The organism is Haladaptatus sp. T7 (assembly GCF_026008575.1).
Classification (GTDB): Archaea; Halobacteriota; Halobacteria; order Halobacteriales; family Haladaptataceae; genus Haladaptatus; species Haladaptatus paucihalophilus.
In genome coordinates this window covers 219522-243491 of sequence record NZ_BROP01000003.1, presented here as the reverse complement: position 1 = coordinate 243491, position 23970 = coordinate 219522, and the positions used below count along the sequence as shown (strand labels likewise).

Annotated in this window: 22 protein-coding genes; 6 read left to right on the top strand and 16 right to left on the bottom strand. The window is 62.6% G+C overall.

All coding sequences use genetic code 11. From position 1 onward, the window contains the following. Nucleotides 1–14: 14 nt before the first annotated feature. The 4 genes from OPC11_RS10395 to OPC11_RS10380 form a co-directional block, all read right to left on the bottom strand. Complete coding sequence (locus tag OPC11_RS10395; RefSeq protein WP_264781825.1) at nucleotides 15–494, bottom strand: RNA-binding protein; 480 nt, start codon at nucleotides 492–494, stop codon at nucleotides 15–17. Between the two features lie 127 nt (nucleotides 495–621). Then, nucleotides 622–1320, bottom strand: a complete 699-nt coding sequence (locus tag OPC11_RS10390) for a DUF1028 domain-containing protein (RefSeq protein WP_264781824.1) — start codon at nucleotides 1318–1320, stop codon at nucleotides 622–624. Nucleotides 1321–1377: 57 nt separating this feature from the next. Then, entirely contained in the window at nucleotides 1378–2850 is a 1473-nt protein-coding gene (locus OPC11_RS10385) for a S8 family peptidase (RefSeq protein WP_264781823.1), read from the bottom strand. Between the two features lie 184 nt (nucleotides 2851–3034). Next, entirely contained in the window at nucleotides 3035–3472 is a 438-nt protein-coding gene (locus OPC11_RS10380) for a hypothetical protein (protein WP_264781822.1), read from the bottom strand. Nucleotides 3473–3623: 151 nt separating this feature from the next. On the opposite strand from OPC11_RS10380, the gene sepF reads away from it, so the two are divergent. Next, nucleotides 3624–3983, top strand: coding sequence for a cell division protein SepF (sepF, locus tag OPC11_RS10375; RefSeq protein WP_007979619.1), 360 nt, complete (start codon nucleotides 3624–3626; stop codon nucleotides 3981–3983). Here sepF and OPC11_RS10370 read toward each other — a convergent pair. From OPC11_RS10370 to OPC11_RS10360, 3 genes are read right to left on the bottom strand one after another with little or no spacing between them, the layout of a single operon-like run. After that, nucleotides 3980–4372 (bottom strand): DUF5611 family protein, encoded by a 393-nt coding sequence (locus OPC11_RS10370; RefSeq protein ID WP_264781821.1) that lies wholly within the window; start codon nucleotides 4370–4372, stop codon nucleotides 3980–3982. The genes sepF and OPC11_RS10370 overlap by 4 nt on opposite strands. A 50-nt stretch (nucleotides 4373–4422) precedes the next feature. Next, the gene (locus OPC11_RS10365) at nucleotides 4423–5268 is read right to left on the bottom strand and encodes an oxidoreductase (RefSeq protein ID WP_264781820.1); all 846 of its coding nucleotides are present in this window, start codon (nucleotides 5266–5268) and stop codon (nucleotides 4423–4425) included. 52 nt (nucleotides 5269–5320) lie between these two features. Beyond that, on the bottom strand, nucleotides 5321–5959 hold the full coding sequence (locus OPC11_RS10360; RefSeq protein ID WP_264781819.1) for an FAD-dependent oxidoreductase: 639 nt from the start codon (nucleotides 5957–5959) through the stop codon (nucleotides 5321–5323). A 91-nt stretch (nucleotides 5960–6050) separates the two neighbouring features. Here OPC11_RS10360 and OPC11_RS10355 point away from each other — a divergent pair, with 91 nt between their 5' ends. The 3 genes from OPC11_RS10355 (at nucleotide 6051) to OPC11_RS10345 (ending at nucleotide 10285) form a co-directional block, all read left to right on the top strand. After that, nucleotides 6051–7808, top strand: coding sequence for a 2-oxoacid:acceptor oxidoreductase subunit alpha (locus OPC11_RS10355; protein ID WP_026177846.1), 1758 nt, complete (start codon nucleotides 6051–6053; stop codon nucleotides 7806–7808). Next, complete coding sequence (locus OPC11_RS10350; protein WP_007979608.1) at nucleotides 7805–8668, top strand: 2-oxoacid:ferredoxin oxidoreductase subunit beta; 864 nt, start codon at nucleotides 7805–7807, stop codon at nucleotides 8666–8668. The genes OPC11_RS10355 and OPC11_RS10350 overlap by 4 nt, the downstream gene beginning before the upstream one ends. Before the next feature lie 384 nt (nucleotides 8669–9052). Beyond that, nucleotides 9053–10285 (top strand): digeranylgeranylglycerophospholipid reductase, encoded by a 1233-nt coding sequence (locus OPC11_RS10345; RefSeq protein ID WP_007979606.1) that lies wholly within the window; start codon nucleotides 9053–9055, stop codon nucleotides 10283–10285. 11 nt (nucleotides 10286–10296) lie between these two features. On the opposite strand, the gene OPC11_RS10340 is transcribed toward OPC11_RS10345, so the two are convergent. Then, nucleotides 10297–10605, bottom strand: coding sequence for a MazG nucleotide pyrophosphohydrolase domain-containing protein (locus OPC11_RS10340; protein WP_007979604.1), 309 nt, complete (start codon nucleotides 10603–10605; stop codon nucleotides 10297–10299). A gap of 393 nt (nucleotides 10606–10998) precedes the next feature. Between OPC11_RS10340 and OPC11_RS10335 the strand changes: the two genes are divergently transcribed. Beyond that, a complete protein-coding gene (locus OPC11_RS10335; protein WP_232423798.1) occupies nucleotides 10999–12162 on the top strand; it encodes a glycoside hydrolase in 1164 nt (387 codons plus the stop codon). On the opposite strand, the gene OPC11_RS10330 is transcribed toward OPC11_RS10335, so the two are convergent. The 8 genes from OPC11_RS10330 to OPC11_RS10295 all read right to left on the bottom strand — a co-directional run bounded on the left by OPC11_RS10330 (nucleotide 12159) and on the right by OPC11_RS10295 (nucleotide 21526). Further along, nucleotides 12159–12902, bottom strand: coding sequence for a 4-phosphopantoate--beta-alanine ligase (locus tag OPC11_RS10330; protein ID WP_007979598.1), 744 nt, complete (start codon nucleotides 12900–12902; stop codon nucleotides 12159–12161). The genes OPC11_RS10335 and OPC11_RS10330 overlap by 4 nt on opposite strands. Before the next feature lie 53 nt (nucleotides 12903–12955). Continuing rightward, nucleotides 12956–13789 carry a pantoate kinase gene (locus OPC11_RS10325; protein ID WP_264781818.1) on the bottom strand — a complete coding sequence of 278 codons (834 nt, stop codon included), beginning with the start codon at nucleotides 13787–13789 and terminating at the stop codon, nucleotides 12956–12958. A 112-nt stretch (nucleotides 13790–13901) separates the two neighbouring features. Further along, nucleotides 13902–15200, bottom strand: a complete 1299-nt coding sequence (gene aspS / locus OPC11_RS10320; RefSeq protein ID WP_264781817.1) for an aspartate--tRNA(Asn) ligase — start codon at nucleotides 15198–15200, stop codon at nucleotides 13902–13904. 25 nt (nucleotides 15201–15225) lie between these two features. Next, nucleotides 15226–15855, bottom strand: coding sequence for a TetR/AcrR family transcriptional regulator (locus OPC11_RS10315; RefSeq protein WP_018128924.1), 630 nt, complete (start codon nucleotides 15853–15855; stop codon nucleotides 15226–15228). Further along, nucleotides 15852–16655, bottom strand: coding sequence for an ABC transporter permease (locus tag OPC11_RS10310; RefSeq protein WP_264781816.1), 804 nt, complete (start codon nucleotides 16653–16655; stop codon nucleotides 15852–15854). Before OPC11_RS10310 ends, OPC11_RS10315 begins: the two co-directional genes overlap by 4 nt. Further along, a complete protein-coding gene (locus OPC11_RS10305; RefSeq protein WP_264781815.1) occupies nucleotides 16648–17580 on the bottom strand; it encodes an ABC transporter ATP-binding protein in 933 nt (310 codons plus the stop codon). The genes OPC11_RS10310 and OPC11_RS10305 overlap by 8 nt, the downstream gene beginning before the upstream one ends. Nucleotides 17581–17796: 216 nt before the next feature. Beyond that, nucleotides 17797–18519, bottom strand: a complete 723-nt coding sequence (locus OPC11_RS10300) for a phosphoglycerol geranylgeranyltransferase (protein WP_007979592.1) — start codon at nucleotides 18517–18519, stop codon at nucleotides 17797–17799. A 430-nt stretch (nucleotides 18520–18949) separates the two neighbouring features. Further along, the gene (locus OPC11_RS10295; protein ID WP_264781814.1) at nucleotides 18950–21526 is read right to left on the bottom strand and encodes a DNA topoisomerase I; all 2577 of its coding nucleotides are present in this window, start codon (nucleotides 21524–21526) and stop codon (nucleotides 18950–18952) included. Between the two features lie 181 nt (nucleotides 21527–21707). Between OPC11_RS10295 and OPC11_RS10290 the strand changes: the two genes are divergently transcribed. Further along, nucleotides 21708–23924, top strand: coding sequence for a histidine kinase N-terminal 7TM domain-containing protein (locus tag OPC11_RS10290; protein ID WP_264781813.1), 2217 nt, complete (start codon nucleotides 21708–21710; stop codon nucleotides 23922–23924). Nucleotides 23925–23970 lie beyond the last annotated feature (46 nt).

Sequence of the window (23970 nt, the reverse complement as noted above, 5' to 3'; positions counted from 1 at the left end):
TTTGCCGCCGCGAATCAGACCACGAACTCGTAGAGGTCGTCGCCGACGAAGTGAACCGATTCGACGACCTTCCCGGAGTCGCCGACCATCTCGTCGCCGGTCGTTTTCGCGCGCCCGACGGCGAGGACCTTCCCGTGGGTTTCCTCCGCGATGGCGACCAGGTCGCCCGCTTCGATGTCGTCGCTCGCTTCCACGATACCGGGGCGCATCACGTCCGCGCCGTCGCTGACGAACGAGACGGCACCCGCGTCGACGGTGACGACCCGCTTCGTCGGCGGGTAGGCGTTCGCGCCCTGCACGGTGAGAAACGGTTCGTCGTCGATGTAGACGACCATCGGTTCCCCGTTGACGAGCACGATGTCGAACTTCGAATCCTCCAACTCCACCAGTTCGTAGGTGTCGGCGTCCAGTTCGACGCCGAGCGCGTCTTCGAGCGAGGTTTCTATCTCTCGAACCTCGTCGCTTCGGAGATGATGGCGAGACTTGACTTCCATAATCCGACGTGCGTTCGTCTCGTGCATAAACCCACCCGTTTGAACCGACACGGGGCGGATACCGACGATTCGACAGCCGAACCGACGCCGAATCGACAGCCGAATCGACCGCCGGTCCGAAGTCGAATTACGAGTCGGCTTCGTCCCGCGCCGCTTCGTAGCGTTCGACGGCCGCGGCGAAGCCGTCCCCGGCGAGTTCGTAGGCCTCCCGCAAATCCAGAATCGGCGTCTCGGTCGCGTCCACGCGCAAGTCGTTGTAGTACGGCTCCGTCTCGTCCGCCTCCGTCGTCTCGACGAGCAGCGCCGCGCTTTGGACGTGCAGTTCCTCGCGCTTGTCTCCGCCCTCCGCGTAACCCGCCGCCAGCGCGTCGATGAGTCGCTCGGCCAGCGGTCGGTCGTCGTCCTCGTTCTCCCGGTACTCGCGGGCGGTTTCGGTCACGACCGACTCGCCGGTCAGCAGGTTTCCGGCGACGGTGTAGTTCTCGCCGCTCTCGTGGCCGTACCAGCCGTTGCACTCGTCGCCGGAGAAGGTGAACGTTCCGTCGGCGTCGACGCCGTGCAGTTGGCGGTTCTCGGCCCCGTCGTCCGCGTTGAGGAGCGTGTCGAGGGCGTCCTCGATGGCGAGTCCGTCGTCCACGTACTCGATACCTTTCCGTCCGAGTTCGACGTTGACGAGGCTTTGGGTGGCTATCGCCCCGTTCTCGCTGGCGAACGGGCACAGCGTTCCGACCCCCGGTAAGCGCGTCGTGACCGCGACGCCGAACCGCGTTTGGTCGTCCCCCTCCTCGTCGGTGTACCGCTCCCGGACGCAGATACTGAACGTCATGAACCGGGTAACACAGCGTGCGAGCAAAAAAGTCGGTTTTCCGGCGAAGCGTTCGGGTCAGTTCGTCGTCTCGCCCTTCGGCGTGGGGATGATTCCGCCGCCGTCCGTCGGCATCCAGAAGAATCCCGGCGCGTAAACGGTGTCTCCGTCGCTGGCCTCCACGACGGCTCGGAAGGTGTATCCCTCGCCGTCGGTCGGCGTGTAGACCGTCTTCGTCACGGTGTCCGGGCCGCTGATGGTCGTCGATGGCGTCGTGTACGGGAAGAGCTCTTGGTCCTTCTGGGGCCCCCATTCGAAGTGGACGGTCGCGGAATTCGCGCCGCCGAGATCGCTTACTTCGACGCTCATTTCCGCCGACTGCGTTTCGGCATCGACGTTCACCGGTCCCGTCGTCGCTATCGGGTCCTTGTCCAAGTCGATGCCCGCCGTTGCGGCCTCCACGTCGAGGAGACCGTAGCCCTGTTCGTCGGAGCTAAGGCCGATGTCCTCCGCGGTGTTGCGGAGGCGGATGCGGGCGTCGGCCGCCGAAAAGCCGTTCACCATTAGGATACCCGCCGCGCCCGCGACGTGCGGGGTCGCCATCGACGTGCCCGAGAGCGTCTCGTAGGTCCCTCCCTTGTACGTCGAGTAGATGCTGCTGCCGGGCGCGGCGAGTTCGATTTCCGGCCCTTGCGAGGAGTAATAGGAGAGCGAATCGCTCGACGTGGTTGCTGAAACGGCGACGACTTCGCTGTACGCCGCGGGATAGCCCACGCAGTCGGTACAGGGTCCCTCGTTTCCAGCCGCTGCGACGAGGAACACGCCGTTGTCGCTCGCGTACCGACACGCGTCCTGTACCGTGGACGAGGGTGACGACGCGCCCAGACTCATGCTGCCGACGTCCCAACCTTGGTCGGCGACGTGTTCCAGTCCCGCGGCGAGGTCGGACCACGACCCAGACCCGCTCGAATCCAAGACCTTGACCGCGTGGAGTCTGGCGTTGGTCGTCACGCCGACCACGCCCCACGAGTTGTCCGCTGCACCGGCGATACCGGCACAGTGCGTCCCGTGCCCGTTGTCGTCCTCCCAACTGGACCCGACGAACGATTCACCCGACGAGACGTTCCCGCTGAGGTCCGGATGGTCGGAGTCGATACCGGTGTCGAGGATGGCGATGTCGGCGGCCCGACCCGTTCCGCCCTCCGGGTGAATCACGTCCGCGTCCACACGGTCGACACCCCACGGAAGGGTCTGTCCGCTGGCGTGAACCGTGCCGTTCTCCTCGACGTATCGAATGGCCGGGTGGGACTGGAGTCGTTCCGCGGCGCGGGCGGGGAGTTCCATCGTCATCGCCGAGAACGAGAACTCGCGGACGACGGTATCGGCGGCGTCCCTCGCCATCGCCTTCCCCGTGGCGTTCTCGAACCCGACGTTCACTTCTACGGTGTCTCCGGGAGTCGCGCTTGCGAATCCGGTTCCGAACACGACGAGGGAACCGGTCGTCGCTTTCAGTGCTGTTCGACGCGAGATGGTTTCGTTTTTATGAGCCATCAAACAAGTACTGTCTTATCAATTATTAACTATATTTGTACAGGCGTAGAGTGCCGGAAAATTGGCTCTCGTAGGTCGTTCTACGGAGAACGCGTGTTCGAGTCGGTAACTGTCCAAACCGCAACCGATACCGTTCGAGGGTCTCGAACGGAAAATCAGCGTTCCCGTTGAAGCGAGGTTCCGCCTAGAAGGAGAACGTCCTCGTTGCGCCCTCGGTTCTCCCGTAGTCGTTGTACGCAACCGCGCGATATTCGTAGGTGATGCCGCTTTCTTCACCGACCGGATGGCCGGTAAAACTCGCGTTATCGTCGATTAGGCGAAGTTCGGTATCGTACGGGAACCCGTCGCCTTCCGGACCCCACTCGAACCACGCCTCGACGTCGGTGCCGTACGCCCAGCCGGTGAGCTCTACCTCGCCGTTGTCTACGGTGTACGGTCCCGTTTGTGGTGTCGGAGGTGGACTGCCGCTCCCGCTTCCACCGCCACCGCCGCCGTCACAACCCGTACACGGAACTCTCGCGGCTACTGTGCCCGTCATCGAGATGCCGATTGCCGCTCCGATACCGACGCCGGATCGCCTGAGTACGTCACGCCGTGACGTATGGTTGTCTTTGTCTACCATACGATTAGAATTACTATCTAATATTATATAATATTTACCTATATAATTTATCGAACCATCTCACGATAGAACCATTCTGTTCCTCGCCGCCACGTTCCCGCACGCTTCGTCTGACGTAAGAACTATACTCGTTCGATGGCCCCGTAGTTCTATGGGATTCATGGATAAAATTCTCGGCGAGACTCCATCCGGGAGTGCCGGGGATTATGTCGAGCTCGATTTGGACGATTTCGATGCTGCACCCGACGAATCGCAAACCAGCGTCCACATCGCCGAAATTCAGGGCCAACAGGACGTCATCGCCATCAAGGACGCCGTGTACGACGGCGACATCGTTATCGCTGACATCACACGACTTCGAACGCAGGATACCACCGTCGAACGAATCACGGACGAACTACAACAGGTCGCCCGCGAAGTCAACGGCGATATCGTTCAGAAAGGCGACGACCAACTCATCGTGACGCCCACTAGCGTCAGTATCAGCCGAACAAAACTCGGCCGGGATTAGACGTTATCCGGCGTATCCGCATCGTCCTCGACGGTTCGTTTCAGCGAATCGCGGCGTGCTTTCGCGTCGCGGCCGGTCGCTTCGAGGAGGAATTCGTTTTTCTTGCTTACCGCGTCGGCAGCAGCGTCAGCGTTTCCTTCCGCGATGACGTCCTCGGCCGGTCGCTCTTCGAAGTGAACGGCGAGTTTGTCTTTCTTGCCGCTGTACGATGCCGCACCGGCGACGATCCGCTCGAACACCGGATTGTCGGGTTCCTCGACCACGTAGAGTTCGTGCCCGTTGAACTCCTCCGTCCCCGTTACGGGACCGAAGTAGTCCTCGATGCTCGCTTTCAGGTCGGGCATTCGGTCTTCGAGATGCTCACCGCGTCGCATTTTGTATTCTTTCATGAGTTGGCCCCAGATTGGAGGGGTGGATGTTTACCCTTTTCGCGTCGCGCTTACTCTTGCTCGCTTAGGTATCCCTTTCGACACTCGGGACAGATGTCGCCCGCTCGAAGCGAGGATCCCGACGCTACCCCACCGAACTGGCCGCATTCGGGGCAGACGAGTTCCGCGTCGACGCTCGACTCCGAGGCTTGGTCCGGCTTCGGCGCTTCCCGCGCCCGCGTGAAACCGGTGTCCGTCTGCGGGTCGGGTCGCGTGGTTCGCACGAATCCCGTCTCCTCGCGCGGTTCGGCCTCCACGAACTCCGTCTCGTCGTCCATCTTCGGCGCGCTCTCGGGTGTCAAACTCCCGCCGAAGCTCACCTCGGCGTCGCTTCCGTCGCTGACCTGTGCATCGAACCCTTCGTCTTCCATCCCCGTGTCGGGCCACTCCATCGGTTCCCGCTCCGCGTCGCCCACGTTCGTATCTTCCGCCTCGGGCCACTCGCCGTGGCCGCGTTCGCCCTCGTCGGCTTCCTCGTCGTCCTCGTCTTCGAGGATGACGCCATCGTCTTCCTCCGCGCTCTCCGGCGGCTCGAAGTCGTCGTCGTTGAAGCTCACCGGCTCCGGGTTCAATTCAGGACCCGGCTCCGTGGTGGGTGAGGAGTCGATGATTTCCGTCTCGGCCGGTGGTTCGGCCTGTCGGTCCGCCGCCTTGCTCTCGATGGGTTCCGGCGTGGGTTCCGGTTCCTCTATCGCCGTCACCTCCTTGTTCTCGCTGACCACCTTCTCGTTTCCACAGCGTTGACACTCCTCGAACTCCCGGACCGTCACGATGACTTCGTTACCCTGCTCTTCGCGCTCGCGCTCTATTTCGGACTCACCGTAGTCATGCCCTATCAGCGAACATCTGAGACCCATTGAGTGAGGGTTATTTTCACGGTGTGATAAAAGGGTATTGTTTTTTCTAACGTTAGCCGAAGTTTTCCGTTTTCGCCTCGTCCGGGTCGTGTCCGGTCGCTGCCAGAACGTCGAGAGCGTCCGAGAGGAAGTCGGCGAACCCGTACACGAACGACCGTCCGTCCGCGCGAGAGAGGACGGTCCGTACTTCCTCGCTCTCGCTCACCGCCTCCTCCGTCAGGACGACCGTCGCACCGTCGGCTTCCAACTCTCGAAGTCGGTCCTCGTGGGCGGGTTCGTCGTCCCGATACACGATTGTCGCGTCGTTTCCGTCCGCCAACGCGCGCTCCCCGATTCCGACGGCCGGACCGATGCCCGGCCCACCCGCGAGGACGATGACGCGGGCTTCGCCCTCGTAGTACGACCGACCGAAGGGACCCGCGATGGACACCGTGTCTCCGGCCTCGCGCTCCGCGAGCCACGGACTGAGGTCCCCGTCCGGGTCGATTCCCACCGTAATTTCGAACGTCTCCGTCGCGGTCGGCGACGAGAGCGTGTAGTGGCGCGTGATTTCCTCACCGTCTACGATTCCAGCGACCTGGAGGAACTGTCCGGGACGGGCGTCGAATCCCGGCGGTGACTCGATCTCCAGCGCAATCGTCCCTGGTCCGACATTTCTCACCGATTTCACTTCGACTTCGGTTCCATCCATGGTGGGACGTTTGGCCGTAAGAACCAAATTCCTTCCCACTTCGCCGACTCTGCTTCAGAAGGCTTTTGATTTGCCACCGGGTAACGTAGCAGTGATGCAAGACCTGAACTGGGCCATCGGCGGCGAAGCCGGCGATGGAATCGATTCGACCGGGAAAATCTTTGCGCAGGCACTCTCCCGAGCGGGCCGACATGTCTTCACGTCGAAGGATTTCGCGTCCCGTATTCGAGGGGGCTACACCGCGTACAAGATCCGGTCGTCTACCGATCGAGTCGAGAGCGTCGTCGACCGACTGGACATCCTCGTGGCACTGACCCAGCGGACCATCGACGAGAACCTCGACGAACTTCACGAGGACAGCGTGATCATCTACGACGGGGAACGGACGGAGATGGAGGACGTCGACATCCCCGAGGAGATGATCGGATTGGCCGTTCCGCTCCGCAGTCTGGCGAAGGACGCGGGTGGAACCATCATGCAGAACACCGTCGCGCTCGGTGCGGCGTGTGAAGTGGCGAACTTCCCCATCGAGAACCTCGACAGCGCACTCGACAAGAAGTTCGGCGCGAAGGGTGAGGCCATCGTCGAGAACAACAAGGAAGCCGCCCGTCTCGGACAGGAGTACGTCCAGGAGGAGTACGACTACGACTTCGAGTACGACGTGGAAACGACGGACAACGACTACGTCCTGCTCAACGGTGACGAGGCCATCGGCATGGGTGCTATCGCCGCTGGCTGTCGCTTCTACTCCGGCTACCCCATCACGCCCGCGACGAACGTCATGGAGTATCTCACGGGCCGAATCGAGCACTTCGGCGGCACCGTGATGCAGGCCGAGGACGAACTGTCGGCCATCAACATGGCGCTCGGCGCGGCGCGCGCTGGCGCACGCTCGATGACGGCGACGTCCGGTCCGGGTATCGACCTGATGACCGAGACGTTCGGTCTCATCGCACAGAGCGAGACGCCGCTCGTCATCTGCGACGTGATGCGCTCCGGTCCCTCGACCGGGATGCCGACGAAACAGGAACAGGGCGACCTGAACATGACGCTGTACGGCGGCCACGGCGAGATTCCGCGGTTCGTCGTCGCGCCGACGAACGTCGCCGAGTGTTTCCACAAGACCGTCGAGGCGTTCAACTTCGCCGAGAAGTACCAGACCCCCGTCTTCCTGCTCGCCGACCTCGCCATGGCCGTCACCGAGCAGACGTTCTCGCCCGAGGAGTTCGACATGGATTCCGTCGAAATCGAGCGCGGAAACATCGTGGACGAGGACGACATCGAGGCGTGGACGGACGAGAAGGACCGGTTCCAGCCCCACTTCCCGACCGCTGACGGCATCAGCCCGCGCGCGTTCCCCGGAACGAAGGGCGGTGCCCACATGTCCACCGGTCTCGAACACAATGCGCTCGGTCGGCGGACCGAGGACACCGAAATCCGCGTCGAGCAGGTCGACAAGCGAAACCGCAAGGTCGAGACAGCACAGGAAGAAGAAGACTGGAGTCCGCGCGAGTTCGGCGACGAAGACGCCGACACGCTCGTCATCTCGTGGGGGTCGAACGAAGGGCCGATGCGCGAAGCCCTCGACTTCCTCGAAGAGGACGACGTGAGCGTTCGGTTCCTCTCGGTCCCGTACATCTTCCCCCGCCCCGACCTCACCGAGGACATCGAGTCCGCGGACACCGTCATCGTGGTCGAGTGTAACGAAACCGGGCAGTTCGCCAACGTTCTCGAACACGACGCGCTCACTCGTGTCGAGCGGATAAACAAGTACAACGGTATTCGATTCAAGGCCGACGAGTTGGCCGACGACATCAAAGCGAAACTCGGACAGGAGGTAGAAGCATGAGTTCAGAGGTTCGATTCACCGACTTCAAGTCGGACAAGCAACCGACGTGGTGTCCCGGATGCGGCGACTTCGGGACGATGAACGGGATGATGAAGGCACTCGCCGAAACCGGCAACAGCCCGGACGACACGTTCGTCGTCGCGGGTATCGGCTGTTCCGGAAAAATCGGGACGTTCATGCACTCCTACGCGATTCACGGCGTGCACGGGCGTGCGCTTCCCGTCGGCACCGGCGTCAAACTCGCCAACCCCGACCTCGAAGTGATGGTCGCGGGCGGCGACGGTGACGGCTACTCCATCGGTGTGGGTCACTTTATCCACGCCGTGCGCCGGAACGTGGACATGTCCTACGTCGTCATGGACAACCGCATCTACGGGCTGACGAAGGGACAGGCCTCGCCGACCAGCCGCGAGGACTTCGAGACGAGTACGACGCCGGAAGGCCCGCAACAGCCCCCGGTCAACCCGCTCGCCCTCGCCCTCTCGGCGGGTGCGACGTTCATCGCACAGTCCTTCTCGACCGACGCACAGCGACACGCCGAAATCGTCCAGAAGGCCATCGAGCACGACGGCTTCGGCTTCGTGAACGTCTTCTCGCCCTGCGTCACGTTCAACGACGTGGACACGTACGACTACTTCCGCGACTCCATCGTCGACCTCGCGGACGAGGGTCACGACCCGCACGACTACGAGGCGGCCAAAGAGAAGATTCTCGACGCCAGCAAGGAGTATCAGGGCGTCATCTACCAGGACGAAGATAGCGTTCCGTACAGCGAACTCCACGGCATCGAGGGCAACATGTCCGAGATTCCCGACGGCGCACCCGAGGACGCGATGGACCTCGTGCGCGAGTTCTACTGACCCGGCACCCGCTTTCGACGGCTCGGTTTCCTTTTGTTTTTACTCGCCTGCCAACGACCGGTTTCTCGTTCCACCTCGATTGCTCTCGACGTCTCCGGTTCAACTTCTGACCCACGACGTACGACTAAATCCGTTTCTCGCGGCCGTTTGCGTCTGTTTTTTATGATATGACCGGCAAGAACGGATAGAGATGACTGCGGAGATACGCGCTGTCGTCTGCGGTGCTGGGTGTCCCCCCGCCGCGGCGACCGTTTTACTCGATTCCCCCGACACTGGCCGACTTTGCGACGCTATCGGCGGCCGTTCGACCGTCGACGCGTCGTCAGTTCGAGCACCCGGCACAGCGGAGCGAACACCGTCCCCGTATCGGACGAAGGTGGCGGTATGAGCGACCATTTCGACGTTATCATCGCGGGCGCTGGCCCGGCCGGTGCACAGTGTGCCCGGGATTTGGCCCAACGGGGCTACGATGTCGTCGTCCTCGAAGCCGAAAAGGAAGACACGTTCCCGCGCCAGAGCAACAAGTCCACGGCCGGGACGTTCTCGTCCATGATGGCGGCGTTCGGCATCCCGGACGACGTGGTGATGAACTTCACCGACAACGTGGTCCTCGAATCGCCGAACGAACACTTCGTCCAGGCACAACCCGGTGCCGTCCTCGAATTCGCCGATTTCAAGCGGTTTTTGGTGGCGGACGGTCGGGACGAGGGTGCCGAATACTGGTTCGACGCCCGCGTCTCGAAGCCCATCATGAGCGGCAACGAAATCGTCGGCGTCCGCTACGCCGGGGACCAAGAGGTGTACGGCGACATCATCATCGACGCGACCGGTCCGAGCGCGCCGCTCGCAAAGAGTCTCGGCGTGACCAACCTGAAGCGCGAGAATCAGGCCATCGGCGTCGAGTTCGAGATGAAAGGCGTCGATGTGGACGCCGACGGCTATGCGGACCTCACCGACGCGATGATGCTTCGACTCGACCACGACCTCGCGCCGGGCGGCTACTCGTGGATTTTCCACACCGGAGAGGACACCGCGAAGGTCGGCCTCTGTTACATCCAAAACGAGAGCCACCACGACTACGCCAAGGAGGGAATGGGTATCGACGATTACCTCCAACACTGGTTGGACACCGACCCGCGGTTCGAGAACGCGGAACGGATGGAAGGCAAACAACACCGCGGGTCCGCCCACATCCAGATGCCCGGCGGCCTCTCCACGGACAACTTCATGGCCATCGGCGACACCGTGCCGACCATCGACCCGCTCTGGGGTGAGGGGATTCACACCGGCATGAAATCCGCGCGAGCGGCGGCGATAACCGCTGATCGCTGTTTCATGACCAGCGCATCGGACACCTCCGCGGAGAAGATGTCGATATACGACAATCTCTGGCACGGCGACGTCGCGCCGCAGATGCGGACGCGACTGCTGATGACGCAACTGCTCTATCTCGCCGAGAACGAGCGCTACGACACGCTGATTCGTGACCTCAAGCAACTCAGCCACGAGATGCGTGCGAACGCGAACAACGGGAAACTTCGCGGCATCATGAAGCTCCTCCACTGGGAGGACATCCCGCTCCTCAAGCGATTCGCCAGAGAACGGCTCCCGATGTAACGTCTCCGACGCTATTTTTCGGCCGAACTCGCGGTTCCCGTCTCTCGAATCCGGCGGCGATACTTTTCGAGCGCGTCGTCCAACGCGGCTCCGGCGTCCACGTCGAGTGCGTTCGCCACCGCGAGCAACGAGAACAGCGCGTCGCCGAGTTCGTCTTCCGTCACGTCGAGCGCCGCCGGGTCGTCACCCCATCCCGTGGATTTCGTCGCGTCGGCCGCGATTTCCCCGACCTCCGCGGCCAAATCGAGAATTCGATACGCGGGGTCGCTCTCCAGGTCGTGCTCCGCCACGAACGCGGCAACCGCCTCTTGTTCGTCCATACTCACTTTGACCAGACATGTCGGAGTAAACTGTTCCGGTTCGCCTCGCTGCCTTCCGGTACGCAACGTGTGGTGGTCGAACTATCCCGCTCGGCGCGCGCTGACGGCGGCTCCGGACATCCGTGTCACCGACCGCGAGTACGGAAATGACGACTCCTACCGTCTCGTGTTGGGGTACTGATTATTACGGCAAATTACTGAACTCATATTTGTGACACTAAATTTCACTGAATTCTACTATAATATACTGTTTTCTACTATTCTCCCACCACTTTCCCCACCGCCTTCCTTCCCTTCCTCTCCCACCGCCGCAAACCGAGGTCGCTCCGTTTCGGAGCGTCCTCGTCGAAATTATCCGCGAACTAATATGTCCTCGGAACGCGATTGACGTGATTGAACGTTCGGATGTGGGAGGGGAATCCGACGCGGCGAGGAGTACTTCGATTCGGCGCGGTAGCGGCCGGTGTCGGCGTGGCGGGGAGTTCCGGCCGACGAACCGAGAGCGACGTTGATTGTCTGTCCGGGGACCGCGGGACGAACGGCGAAGCGGACGCTCCGGTCGACGTTCGCGGAGCCATCTACTTCCCGTCCAGAGCGTACAACACGTTCCAGATGTGGCACGGCTACGACCCCGACGTCATCGAACGCGACCTCTGCTATGCGAGTCGGATTAACCTGAACGCGCTGCGGGTGTGGCTGAGTTTCGAAACGTGGCGGCGCGAGCCGTTGCGGTTCGGACTCCGACTCGAACACTTCCTGACGACGGCGGCGAACCACGGCCTCCGGGTCCTGCTCGGCATCTTCGAAGGTATCGGGTTGAATCCCACGGAACGCCAACTGCAAAACACCGACCCGCTCACCGCTCGGCCGGTGTTCTCGCCGTCGCGGGAGATCATGGAACAGCGAGCGCGCTGGCACCTGCCGCGACGGTTCATCCGGTGGTTCATGGAACGCCACCGCGACGATTCGCGCCTGCTGGCCATCGAACTGATGAACGAACCCGGCTGGAAGCCGTGGAAGATGCGGTTCGCGCGGGCGATGTTCCGAACGCTCGCCGACCAGCGCGGACGCGTCCCGCTGTCGGTCGGTTCGACGAACATCCCGAACAACCGGGACTACCGAACGTGGGGGAGCGAAGTGTACCAGTGCCACAAGAACTTCGCCCACACCGAAGGGCAGTACCGTCGGTTGCTTCGCCGTATCAACGCGACCGAGCGTCGGACCGGTCGCCCCGTCTGGCTGACGGAGTGGCAGCGACTCGCACCGCCCCGAAAGGGAACCGGAACACATCCGCCGAACTACGCGTCGCTCGCTCCCTTGATTCGGCGGGCGGGCGTCGGCAACTTCTTCTGGTCGCTCATGGTCAAACCCGCGTATCAGGTCTATCGCCGAGAACAGGGATTGATAAGCGGAATATTCCACGAGGACGGCACGGTCTGGAGCGCGGACGATGCCCGGGCCATCAAAGCGATGTCGGGCGACCCCACTTTTTCGGGCGAGGAACGCCCCGAATGGCCGTCGTGGGCCGAGTCCGTTCGGAACGCCGTCACCGACTAGACGTCCCGTATCGCTCGTTCGGCGTCGTCGAGGACCGCTTCGCGGTCGAAGTCGGCGACGATAGCTTCCAGTTCGTCGCGGGACGCGTCCGCGAGGTCGCGGGCGTGCTCCGTTACGTTCGGCACCGCGCGGATGATGTTGTCGATTATCGGAATCGCGGCGGTTCGCGGCGAGCGCGAGAGCGGATTCAGGTCGATGACGATCTCCGTCTTTCCCATCTCGCCGAGCGCTTCGGCCCGGTCGCCGTCCTCCAGCGGGACGAGGACGACATCCGCATCGTAAATCCCGTCTTCGTCCACCTTCCCCCGCTCGTGTTCCAGTCCGGGAATGCGAGCGTCCGCGGCGAGTCCCTTCACGTTCGTCGCGCCGTGTTCACGGAGGTGGTCGGCGATGGCCCGCATGCGTTCTTCCGTCCGTCCGAACAGGTTCACCTCGATGTCCGCGCCGGTCGCCTCGGCGAGGGCGACGGTTTCGCCCGGCACGAGCGCCGCTACGTTTCCGTTCACCGAGAGCACCGCGTGCTCCGCGAGGAGCAGTTGCGCCGCGGCCGCCCGCTCCGCCGCGTCGGCGCTCGGGAGGGTTTCCTCGCCGAGCAGGTAGTCGAACGACTCGCCGCGACCTTCGGCGATGAGTCCTTGTTTGCTCGTGATACCCTTCTCGACGCCCTCCTCGATTCGGTGGCGCGTGAGAAGCGACTGGTATCGCGGATGGTCCTCGGGAATCTCCACCTCGTCGGTCATACCCGGTTCTCCGAAGCGGGGGGAGAAAACAGCCGTGATTCGATTCCGAACGCCTATTCGAGCACCGTCGCTCCGGCGTGGTGCGTTTTGCAGGCGTGTGCGTCGTACCCCGCATCGGAGAGGCCCGTATCGAGCGCGAAGACGGTTTCACCCAGCATCGCCATCGAGGCGTACCCACCCGCCGCGTGAACGTCGTCGATGACCGCCCGAACCTCGTCGGTGAGCAGGCCGGTCCGTTCCGCGAAGGCGTTCGATTCTGCCATGAACGTCTGCAGCGTCGGTTGGTTCACCAACGCGACGAGCGCGTCCACGCCCGCCCGCGAGAGTCGGTTCGTGCTCCCCGAGAGCACCTCGGCGGTGGACAGTTCACCGAGCGAGAGATACTCGACGGTCGCCCGCGTCGGCACGCCGTCGAGACGGTTGTGTTCGGGTCCGCCGGGTTCGAGTCGGATGGGGATTCCGCCGCGCGCCTGTGCCACCACGTCGCCGAGTCCGGTTCCCGCTGCGACCTCCGCCTTGTGCGCGAGCGTCACGAGTTCGTTCTCGGAGCGTCCGTCGCCGAAGACGTCGTTCGCGGCGTACGCGGTTCCGAGCGCGACCGCGCCCGAGACGCCGAACCCCGAACCGAGCGGGAGGGTCGTCTCGGCCGAAATGCGTGCCGTCTCGTCCAGTTCGTCCAACACGCGTCGCCCGGATTCGACGGCCGCGAACTCGCCGTTCAGTTCGATACTCGTCTCCGCGGCCGGTTCGACGGTCACGGTGACTCCCTCCGAAAGCGTCAGCCCCGCCCCGCGAGACCCCGCCCGTTCGGGGTCGTCGGCCTCGTGAATGCTGAAAAACCCCGTGATGTGGCCGGGAACGAACGCGCGACCAACCTCGTCGCTCATACCCCCGCTTTCGGGCGACAGCGTATAACGGTTAAAATTCGTCGTCGTCATTCGGCGGTTTTGTTCGCGCGAAGATGCCGTCCACGATTCTGCTCGAAGACAGCGGTTTCGTCTACGGACTCAACCGCTGTCTGTCTCGCGGGAACAGAACAGCCTCTCGAATGTTGTCCAACCCGAGCATCGTCATGATGAGACGCTCGCCGCCGAGACCCCACCCGGCGTGCGGCGGCATGCCGTATTTGAACATCTTCGTGTAGTAGTCGAACGCCTCGGGGTCCAGCCCCTGCTGTTCGAAGCCTTCGACGAGGCGGTCGTATCGGTGTTCACGCTGGCCGCCGGAGACGAGTTCCATGCGCGGATGCATCATGTCGAAACCGGTCGAAAGCTCCTCGTCGTCGTCGTGGTCCTTGATGTAGAACGGCTTGATTTCGCTGGGCCAGTCGGTGATGAAGTAGTGGGTGCCCACGTCCTCGCCGAGCGCCTTCTCGCCCTCGGTCGGCAGGTCGTCGCCCCAGACGAGCATCTCGTCGAGTTCGCCGGTGGCGTTGATGCGCTCGATGGCCTCCTCGTAGGTGAGTCGCGGGAAGTCGCCCTCGGGTACTTCGAAGTCGATGTCGAGCGCGTCGAGTTCGTCCTGGCAGTTCTCGGCGACGCCCTCGTAGGCGGCCTTGACGACCGCTTCGCAGGCGTCCATCGCCTCGTTGTGGTCGTAAAAGGCGCTCTCGAAGTCGATGCTGGTCGCCTCGTTCAGGTGGCGCGGCGTGTTGTGCTCTTCCGCGCGGAAGATGGGACCGATTTCGAAGACGCGTTCGAGACCCGAACCGACCATGAGCTGTTTGAACAGCTGCGGCGACTGGTTCATGAACGCCTCCTCGCCGAAGTAGGTGATGGGGAACAGTTCCGTTCCGCCCTCCGTCCCCGTCGCCACGATTTTCGGCGTGTTGATTTCGCTGCAACCGAGGTCGCGGAATTTCTCGCGCACGGCGCGGAGCACTTCGCCGCGAATCTTGAACACGGCCTCGACATCTTCTTTGCGCGCGTCGAGCGTTCGGTTGTCGAGACGCGTCGAGAGGTCGGCATCGACCTTGCCGCTGGGGTCGAGCGGGAGTTCCGGTTCGGCCTCCGCGATGACCGCCACGTCCGTCGGGACGATTTCGACGTCTGTCGGCGCGCGCGGTTCTTCTTTCACGTCGCCCGTGATTTCGACGACGCTCTCGCGGTTGACGCCGAGGCCGGTCTCGACGAGCTCCTCGTCCATGTCGTCTTTCTCGAACTTGACCTGAATCCTCCCCGTCGTGTCGCGGACGATGAGGAACGCGATACCGCCGAGGTCGCGGATTTCGTGGACCCAGCCGGCGACCGTGACGGTCTCGCCGGGTTCGGCATCCGCGGTGTAGGTTCGGTTCTGCATACGGCCCAATTCTCCCGGGGCGTGCTTAAACGCGTTCGTTTTCCCCCGTCGGGCGCGTCAACCCGGCGGCGACTGTCTCGACGAACGTGTCGCGCATGACCGGGTAGTATTCCTCGCCGAGTTGTTCCCGGTACGCCGTGAGGAATTTCACCGACCCCATCACGCCCACGATGGCGGCCGGGTCGCCGTCGCGGACGCTCCCCTCGGCCTGCCACGCTTCGACGTACGGGAGGAGGTGGGCGAACGACGCGGCACGCATCGATTCGTACTCCTCCTTTGAGATGCCGTCCATCGTCCGCAAGACGGTTTCCCACTCGTCGCCCGCGACCAACCGTTCGAACAGCGGGTTCTCCTCCATCTCATCGGCCAACAGCGTCATGAATCGCCGAATCGCGCGCTCGGGGTCGTCTTCCGTCTCGAACGAGTTGGCGATGAGGTCGTCGGCCGTCTCGTGCCCCTCGCGTTGCAGAATTTCGAAGTAGAGCGCCTCCTTGGAGTCGAAAAACCGATAAAACGTCCCGTTGGCGATTCCGACCGGATCCGTGAGGTCGGAGATGGTGGTCTTTTTCACCCCGTACCGAGCGAACAGGTCGGTCCCCGTCTCCATCAGCTGGTCCCGTATCCGCTCGCGCTCAGCGTCGTCAAATCCCTTCATGCGATGTCTTTCCGTTGGAAGATGACGAGGCTCACGGACACCAACGCCGCGATTCCGACGAGCAGGATTCCCGCCCCCGTCCAGTCGTAGGACCCGGAGACGAGGATGGCGGTCGGGTCGTAGTAGTGCATCGGGCTGAGGGCTCCGAGCCAGCCCATATCCGCCGATTCGCCGACGGAGTTGAGCAGGAACAGCGCGAACACCGCCCCGAGTCCCCCGCGCTGGGCGATGTCCTCCCGGTCGAACAGCACCGACAGCAAGAGTCCGATGCCGCCACAGGCGAGCAGGTAGGGAATCGAGAGCAGGTGCACGACGGCCAAATCGCTCAGCGACACCGACTCGCCGACGGCGACGACGCTCCCGTACACCACGATGCCCACGATGACGTTGAGGATGACGAGCGTGGGGAGCAACGAGGCGAACTTCTCGACCAGCACCTTCGAACGCGAGACGGGAGTGGCGAGGAGCATGTCCATCCGGTCGCGCTCCACGTCACCGGCGATGAGGCTCCCGGCGAGGTACGCCACGTAGACGCCGAGCAGGAGCAACCAGAAGAACTGGTACAGTTCGACGGCGAGGAATCCCTCCATCGTCGTCAGCGAGAACCCCGCTCCCGACGCGCCGAAGGCCGCCTTCATCGCCGGGGGGAGGTTGTTCCAGTACGCGTCGATGTTCGCCCCCGAGGACTTGATGGACGGGAACAGGGCGACGAACAGTATCGACATCACGCCGAGGAGCACCGCCAACGCGACCGCTCCCTTGACCCGCCGCGAGGACTCGTAGCGCGCGATTTCAAGCATCGACTTCACCTCCCTCGCTCGCGGAAACTTCACCCGCCTCGTCGGTGCTCGCTTCGCCGCCGTAGAACCGCATGAACACCTCGTCGAGCGGTGCCTCTTCGATATCGACGTCTACGACGTGATAGTCGGAGAGACGGTCCAAGAGCACGTCGTACTCCCCCGTGTAGGTGAACTGCACCGCGCCGTCGAGCACGAGGTCGTGGACGCCCGCGAACTCGAACTCCTCGCGGGCCACTGGTTCGTTCGTTCGAAGCCGCACGCGCTTGCCGTTCCGGTCGAGGAGCGTCTCGACGTCCTCGGTCGTGACGAGCTTTCCGTCGCGGATGATGCCCACGCGGTCACAGACCTTCCGAACCTCGCTCAGGATGTGACTCGAAAAGAAGAACGTCACTCCGCGCTCCTGCTCGTCTTCGAGGAAGTCGTAGAATCGCTCCTGCATCAGCGGGTCGAGGCCCGAGGTCGGTTCGTCCATGATAACGAGGTCGGGGTCGTGCATGAACGCCGAGACGATGGCGAGTTTCTGTTTGTTCCCCCGCGAGTACTCCTCGATGGTCCGCTCGACCGGGGCGTCGAAGAGTTCGAGCAGTTCCTCCCGTCGGTCGTCGCCCTTCAGCGACGCTTGGTAGTCGAGGAACTGCGTTCCGGTCGCGCCCTCGTCGAATCCGGGGTCGCTCGGCAGGTAGCCGATGCGTTTTTTCGCTTCGATGAGCGCACGCTCGTCGCGCACGTCGTACCCGAGCACCGTCGCCTCCCCGTCCGTCGGGGCGATGAATCCGAGCAGCGTCCGAATCGTCGTCGTCTTCCCGGCTCCGTTCGGTCCGAGGTAGCCGAACACCTCGCCCGATTCGACGGAGAGCGTCAGGTCTTCGATACCCCGCGTCTCTCCGTAGTACTTCGTCAGACCGACCGTTTCGAGTGCGGACATGTGTATCCCGACCGTATATCCGCTCTATGAATATATGAATATTCTGTTCATGAATATTCGAATCTCTTATTCACGTCCGTCAGCGCTTTTTTTTGGTTATTTGCGTCGTTTCCACTCACAATCACCGTCTCTACTCACAATTGGCGGCGCTTTACCCCAGCGTCGCCACTACTCCGAATGACCGACGGAAAACGAACTCTCGTACGTCGAAGCTCCTTACGCCGATTCCGCGCGCGCCTTCTTCGCGTCTTTCGCACCTTCGACCGTCTCGCGGACGGCCTCGACGCCCTCGTCGTGCACGAGGTCGCCGACGACCACGATATCGGCGTGCGCCGCCATCGTGTTCGCCGATTCGTAGTCGCGGATGCCGCCGCCGTAGAACAGCGTCGCCTCGTCCAACGCTTCCTGTGCCATCTTCACGGTTTTCGGGTCGCCGAACGTACCCGAGCACTCGATGTAAATTATCTGCTGGCCGAGCATCTTCTCCGCGAGTTCGGCGTAGGCCGCCACGTCCTCCGGCGTCTGGTCACAATCGGCGTCGGCGTATTCCGCGACGCTCGCCTCGGGGTTCAGGATGATGTAGCCCTCCGTGTGCGTCTCCGACCAGTCCACGTCCGCCATCCGAATCCACTCCTTGTGGAGTCCGGCTATCCACGCCACGTCTCGCGTGTTCAGCACGGTCGGGACGAGATAGCCGTCCAGCGCGTCGCTCTCCACGACCACGGCCGGGTTACTAGGCTCTTGATAGAGCGGCACGTCGTACTCGGCACAGGCGTCGATGACCCGCTGCATCTTATCCTGTGTCATATCCAACGTGCCACCGATTTCGAGCGCGTCCGTCCCCGTCGCGCACACGTCGGCGAACGTATCGCCATCCGCGAGGCTCTTGTCCGGATCGAGTTTAGTTATATGGTCCCAGTCGTCCCATGGCGCAGTCATAGGGTTCCTTTCAAAACTCCCGGCTAAAACAGCTTCGAAACGACCTTTTACGACGCTCGCGGGTCGGCGGGACGACAACCGCTGTCGTCCCGCCGACCGGCTCCCTGTAAAAGCTCGACCAAAAGCAGCAGAAGACGTTCCTGCTCGCTTCGCTCCGCGGGCTGCGACTTCCTGGCCTTCGTTCGCTCCGCTCACGAAGACACTCCTCCTTTATTTTCCCGAACGACTCGCTGGGTGAGTCGTTCGGCTCCATTCAGTCGTCGGCCCGGAAAATCGAAGATTTTCCGGAAAGAAGACTGGTCTCCGCGGTTTTTCATCGGCTGTTTCCGGTGGTTGTGAAAATGCGAGTTACTGGTGGTTGTGTCACTGCTGATTCTGGCATAATGCGGACGCCGTGCACGATTCGTGATGTAGATGAGGGGGGGACGAATCAGTCCGCTTTCGCCTGCCAGTTTCGCAGTCTATCTTCGCTGACGCCGTTGACCTGCTCGGCAACCGTCTCGGCCTCGGCGTCTTTCAGGTCGTCGATGGTGTCGATACCGGCCTCGGCGAGCTTTTCGGCGGTCTTCGCACCGATGCCGTCGATGACTTCGAGCCCGCTCTTGCGTTCGCGCTGTTTGAACTCCTCGTAGTTGCAGATGGGACAGCCGAGTTCCCACGGTTCGTCCCCGTCATCGGACTCGTCCGATTGGCCAGCCGAGCTTTGCTCGGTGTCGTTGTGGATGACGAGTTCGGGAAGGTCGTGTTCCTCGCACCGCTCGTCGGTCACTTCGATTTCGCCCCGGCGGGGGAGCGGCAGCGAGTAGTCACAGTCGGGATAGCGCGTACAGCCGACGAGTCGGGAACCGGTCTGGAGCTTTTTGATGGCGAGTTCGCCGCCGTGTTCTTCGGCGGTTTCACCGCCTTCGTCTCGCTGGCTCTCCGACCCAGCGCCTTCCCCACACTGGGGACACTCCCCGATGATCCGGTCTTCGGCTTCCTCGGCCTCCTCCGCCTTGCAGAGCGGACAGCCGTGGACGAAGGTGCTTCGTCCGGCGAGTATCTTCACCTCGCGGAGGTCGTGGTCTTCGCACGTCTCGTCCAGGATGAGCGGTTTGCCCTTGTTCGGCAGCGGGAGCGTGTATGTGCAGTCGGGATACCCGTCACAGCCGACGAAGTACGACCCGCGCCTGCTCTGGCGCACGAGCAGGTCCTCTCCGCACTCGGGACACGGCCCCAGCGTCTTGTCCTCCTTCAGCGACTGTTGGAGCTGTTTGCCGATTTCCTCGCGCGACTCCTCCAAGTCGTCGAACACCGTTGCGAGGATTTCGCGCGACGAATCGGCCACGTCCTCCAAGTCCGCTTCTCCCTCCGCGATGGCGGTCATGTCCTCTTCGAGTTCGCGGGTCATCGTCTCGCTCACCACGAGGTCGGCGTAATCCTCCGCGGCCTTCACGACCGCCTGCGCGAGGCGGGTCGGCCGCGGCGGGTCGCTTTCGAGGTAGCCCCGGTCGTAGAGCTTCTGGATGGTGTTGTGGCGGGTCGATTTCGTCCCGATGCCCATCTTCTCCATCTTCTCGATGAGCCGCGACTGACCGTACCGGCGCGGCGGTTGGGTCTGTTTGTCCTCGATTCGCGTGTCGATGATGGACAGGTCTTCCCCTTCCTCCACGTTCGGCACGTAGTTCTCGCTGGTGTTGAAGTACGGGTAGACGGCGTGGTAGCCCTCTTTGAGGAGGCGCTTTCCGTTGGCCTTGAGGGTCAGGTCGCCCACCGTGGAGACCACCTTGAGGTGTTCCCACTTCGCCGACTCGGCGACGGTGGCGAAGAAGCGTCGAACCACGAGTTCGTACACGTCCCACTCGTCGTCGCCCAACTCGCCCTTCGTCGGGATGTCCTCGGTCGGATGAATCGGCGGGTGGTCGGTCGTCTCCTCGTCGCCCTCGGTCGGTTCGATGTCGTCCTGTTCGAGCAGGCCGTCCGCGTCGTCGCCGAAGTGGTAGTTTCCGACGAACGTATCGAGCAGTTCCTCGGGGTCCAAATCGTCCGGGTAGACGGTGTTGTCGGTCCGCGGGTACGTGATGTACCCGGCGGTGTAGAGGTCCTCCGCGATGCTCATCGCGCGCTGGGCGGAGTAGCCGAGGCTCCCCGCCGCGCGAATGAACTGCGTCGTGTTGAACGGCGCGGGCGGGCTGTCGGTTCGCGTCCGCCGAGAGACGCTATCGACCGTCGCCTGCGTGGCCGATTCGAGGGTTTCGTACGCCTTCTCGGCCGTCTCTTCGTCCCAGACGCGTTCCGCCTCGTTGCCGTCCTCGTCGCGGTAGAAGTACTGCGATTCGAACGCCTCGTCGTCCTTCTGCAGGTCGGCGAACATCTCCCAGTACTCCTCGGGGTCGAACGCCTGAATCTCGCGTTCCCGGTCCACGATGAGCTTCAGCGTGGGACTTTGGACCCGCCCGACGCTGATGAAGTCGTTGCCGAGTTGTCGCGCCGAGAGCGAGAGAAATCGCGTCAGCGCTGCCCCCCAGATGAGGTCGATTATCTGGCGGGCTTCGCCCGCGGCCGCCAGATCGAAGTCGAGTTCGTCCGGGTTCTCGAAGGCCGAGGAGACCTCGTTTTTGGTAATCGAGGAGAACCGAACGCGCTGGATGGGCACGTCCTCGTTCACCTCGCGGACGAGTTCCCACGCTTCCTTCCCGATGAGTTCGCCCTCGCGGTCGTAGTCCGTCGCAATCGTCACCCGACTCGCATCACGCGCGAGCAGGCGGAGCGTCCGAACGATGTTCTCCTTCGTCGGCTGTTTCTCGACGCTCGCGTCGATGAGTTCTACCGGTTCCACGTCGCGCCAGTCGTTGTACTCGGGTGGAAAATCCACTCCGACGACGTGGCCCGACAAACCGATGCAGCGCTTCCCGCCCCACTTGTAGACGTTGACGCCGTTCTGTCGGTCGGCCTCCGCACTCTCGCCGGAGAGTATGTCGGCGATTCGACGTGCGGCGTTGTCCTTCTCGGTGATGATGAGTTCCACTTACGCACCACCCCGGTTCGCGTCGGTCATCGCCCTCGGCTACGGCCATGGCGCTGGTAAACGTTTCGCCAACGAAAGAAAGTAGGATTCCACGGGAACCCCCGATGTTCCCCCGATTATCTGGGGTGATAATGGAAGAAACTGCTATGTGTCGAAGACCTGTACAAAAACATGCTCTGATATGTTCGGTTCGATAACGTTCGGTGGCGGTGTCGTCCTCACTGGTACCGCCCTCGGTGGCGGTGTCGGCTTCGTCCTCGCGCGACACGCGTGGTCGAATCGGGACGTTCCCGGGGCGACGCTCTTTTCCTCGCTCATCCTCGCCGTCGCCGGGTGGTGCGTTTTTTCCCTCCTCCTACTGACGAGTACGTCGCTCGCTCGCGCCCGTCTCTGGACGACGCTCATCGGGGTTTGCGTCACCGCCATCCCCGTCCTCTGGTTGACCTTCGCGCTCGAATACACCGGTCGGGACGATTGGGTCTCGCGCAAGACGTTGCCGCTCATTTGGGCGGAACCGGTCCTCTACACCGTCGGTTCGTTATCGAGCCCCCACCACGGCTTTGCGAACGACAGCGCCGCGCTGGTGACGAGCGACGGTCTCACCGCCCTGTCGGTCGTCCACACGCCGTCGTTCTACTTCCATCTCGTCTACCTGTTCGTCGTCCTCGTCACCGGATTCGGATTTTTCACCGCGTTCTTGGTCCAAGCCGACCGACTCTATCGAAAACAGACGGTCGCCATCATCCTCGCGGGACTGCTCCCCCTCGTCGGGACCGCCGTTTTCTCCTTCGTCGACCTGAACATCGCGTTCGGCTTGGCCCCCGTTTTCTTCGCCGCCAGCGCCATCTTAGACTGTCTCGCGCTCTTTCGGTACGACTTTCTGAACGTCGCGCCGCTCGCCTCCGAGGTCGTCCTGTCCGAGATGGACGACCCCGTTATCGTCGTCGCGGACGAGCGAATCGTCGAGTACAACCCGGCGGCGAAGCCGTTGTTCGACGGCGACACCATCGTCGGCCGTGACCTCGAATCGGTCGTTCCGGGGCTGTTGGACGCCGTTTCGAGCGACGAACCGTTTTCCCCGCCTTCGGTGCTGGCGGACGGCGGTTCCGTCGGGGAAACGCCCATCTACGACCCTCGCTCGACGCCGATACGCGATCACCACGACGCACATCGCGGCGACATATTCGTCCTCCGCGAGATAACGAGCCAGAAACGGCGGGAAGAGACGCTCCGCGCGCTTCAATCCGCGACCCGGCGATTCATGAACGCGGAGCGACCGGAGGAGATCGCCGAAATCGCAGTGCAAACCGCCGACGAGGTGTTGGACCACCCCTATTCGTCCATCTTCTTCCCGGAAGACGACGGGGCGGTCCTTCGGTCGGTTGCGATGACCGACCTCATGCGAGACGGTCTCGACGGTGAACTGACGTTCTCGCGCGATGCCGAATCGATGTGGTCGGTGTTCGAATCCGGAACGCCGGTCGTGTACGAATCGGTCGAGCAACTCTCGAAGCCGCCGTACGGGTATCTCCCCCTCGGATGTCTGTTGTCGCTGCCGCTCGGCGAACACGGCGTCCTCGCGGTCGGAAGCGACACCCGAAAACGGACGTTCACCGAGAACGACCGCCGATTCGCCCGTATCCTGGCGAGCACGACGGAGACGGCCCTCGACCGCGCACAACGCGAACGCGACCTTCGGGAGAGTCAAGCGATGGTCGAAGAACGAACCGAGCAGATAGAGTTCTTCAACGGCGTCTTGCGTCACGATATTCTGAACGGCATTACGGTCGTCAACGGCAATCTCGAACTCCTCGAACCTCACGTCGCGGCGACCGGGGAGTCGTATTTCGAGACGGTCCGTAACTGGAGCGAGGATATCGGGCAACTGACGGAGAAGGTGCGGTCCGTCAGTCAGACCGTTACGGACTCCGAGTCGGTATCGTTGGAATCCGTGTCCCTTTCCGACGCGCTGTCGAGGCGGGTGACGAAGGTCCGGAACACGTACCCGAACGTGAGTATCGACGCCGACATCGAGGACGGATTGGCCGTCTCCGGCAACGAACTGCTCGGCGAGGTCGTCGAAAACGTGCTCCTGAACGCCATCGAACATCACGACCGCGACGACCCGTCGCTCGTGATTCGGACACGGCGGTCGGAGGAGACTGTCCGCGTCGAAATCGAGGACGACGGACCGGGAATTTCGGAGGAGATGAAAACGCGGGTCTTCGACCGCAACGTTACGTCCGAATCGACCGGTTCCATCGGGTTCGGTCTCTACTTCGTCTCGGTGATGATGGAGCAGTACGACGGTTCGGTGTGGTTCGAAGACGCGAATCCGTGCGGCACGGTGGCCATCCTCTCGTTCCCGCAACTGTCAGCGGACGCTCCACTCACATGAACGGTCACTTCGCTTTCGGGAATGTTCCAGAGCTGTAATCTAAGAA